This window comes from Streptococcus danieliae, from assembly GCF_025447695.1.
In the GTDB taxonomy this organism is placed as follows: Bacteria; Bacillota; Bacilli; order Lactobacillales; family Streptococcaceae; genus Streptococcus; species Streptococcus danieliae.
Genome location: NZ_JAOBSU010000169.1, coordinates 1 through 1,870, shown reverse-complemented (window position 1 = coordinate 1,870; position 1,870 = coordinate 1). Strand labels below are relative to the sequence as shown.

Here is a 1,870-nt window from a genome sequence, read left to right as displayed (position 1 = left end):
CCTTACAATTCCTTGTCCGATTAATACACACATTCAAACTCTGCTTTGGAGTTTACACAAAATTCTTGACACACCCCTTTTTTGGGAAATCTTATCCGATGTCTTCAAAATATTTTATCGTTAAAACTCCTTATAAAACAAATTACGAGAATATCCTATATGGGAATTTTATTCTTTCAGAACTATTGTGTTCTTCTCAAAACCAAGAAATTGTATCTGGTTCTACCATTATTAATTTGCGCAAATTTAATAAGGATATGTTTACGACTACTTTTGGAGATATCCATACGACAGTTCCTTTTATTTACCAAGCGGATGATAGCTACGAGGAATTTAAAACAAGATTTGAGGCAATTTATCAGCACTTTTTATCTGGAGATAATGTAAATAATTCTATTTATAAAAACTATCCAGTTATTCCGGAGGAGCTTCAGAAGTACGAGTTTTATCTGGATGATAACTTGAAATTTAGCAATAACTTCTTGGGGGCGCTACGTGAAAAAGATTTAGATAGAACCATTGGGGAATTGTCCAAGCAACAGTATTCTTTGGAAAAATTCTCAGACGCTAAATTATATGTTACTTTCTTTAGTTGTGGATCAGACTTGGTTTTTGTGCCAATTACTCGAAACTTATTGAATCGATAATTTGGAAAGGAGTATTTATTGCAGAAACAAAACTATTTTAAATTATTACTCAGTAAACTATTAGACCAGATAGGAAATGTGACCTACGACTATGCAAATAGTGTTTGGATTGCCTCAATGGGAATACTAGGTCAGAAATATTTAGGAATCTATCAAATACTGGAAACGCTAATTTCAATCATCTTCAATCCCATTGCTGGAGCTATCGCAGATTCTTCAAATCGAAAAAGAATACTCTTAGTTTCAGATAGTATAAGTGCCTTGGTTTGTATCCTCATTTCGCTAATAGGAAATGATCAAGTACTAGTGTATGGTATTATTGTTGCTAATGTAGTACTGTCAGTAACCTATTCGTTTTCAAGTACTGCCTTTAAATCAATTGTTCCTAGAGTAATTGATTCAGACAGGGTATTGAATTTTAATTCTTTAGTTGAAATAGTTTTACAAGTTTTTAGTGTAGTATCTCCCGTGATGACTTACTACATATATGTTAATTTTGGGATTCGGGTTGCTTTGATGATTAATGGTTTCAGTTTTCTAGGATCTTTTCTAACTATTTTAACCATTGTCGATAATACTGATGTTAAAGATACTGGTGACAAGTCTACAGCCAAGGGAACTTTTAAAGAATTATTTTCAGAAATAAAATATGGTTTGAGCTATATTATGTCCAATGGTGAACTGCTTGAATTGTTAATCCTATCGGCCTTAATTAATTTCTTTTTGGCAGTTTATAATTTCTTGTTGCCGTTTTCGAATTCTATTTTTGGTACTGAAGAAGTGTATTCCAGATTATTATTTTTTGGAGCTATAGGATCCATTTTAGGTGCCTTTGTATCGAAATTTATAACGAATACTAGAAGCAATCTGCTATTATCACTAGGGTTTAGCGGCCTTGGGATAGCCTATATTGGATTGGCCAACTTTTTTCCTATTTCTGTAGTCTTACCTTATATCGGTAATTTGGTTTTTATGACCTTTTTATCAATATACAATATTCATTTCATTAGTAGGATTCAGCAACGAGTAGCGGATGAATATTTAGGTCGAGTTTTTTCAGCTGTATTTACGGTAGCGATTTTATTTATGCCACTAGGGACTCTTGTGATCTCTTTAATTCCAGGAGCTGTAAGTAGTCTTACATTTACCCCGAATTATTCATAGATAACTAAAAAAACTTCTAGAAACCCTGATAGATCAATGTTTCTAGAAGTTTTTGATTT

At 32.6% G+C, this 1,870-nt stretch carries 2 protein-coding genes; both read left to right on the top strand.

All coding sequences use genetic code 11. The features are described from left to right. A partial coding sequence (locus tag N4310_RS08315; protein ID WP_262092805.1) for a hypothetical protein occupies nt 1–647 on the top strand: 647 nt, incomplete at its 5' end. Nucleotides 648–665: 18 nt separating this feature from the next. Continuing rightward, a complete protein-coding gene (locus tag N4310_RS08310; RefSeq protein ID WP_262092804.1) occupies nt 666–1,811 on the top strand; it encodes an MFS transporter in 1,146 nt (381 codons plus the stop codon). Nucleotides 1,812–1,870 lie beyond the last annotated feature (59 nt).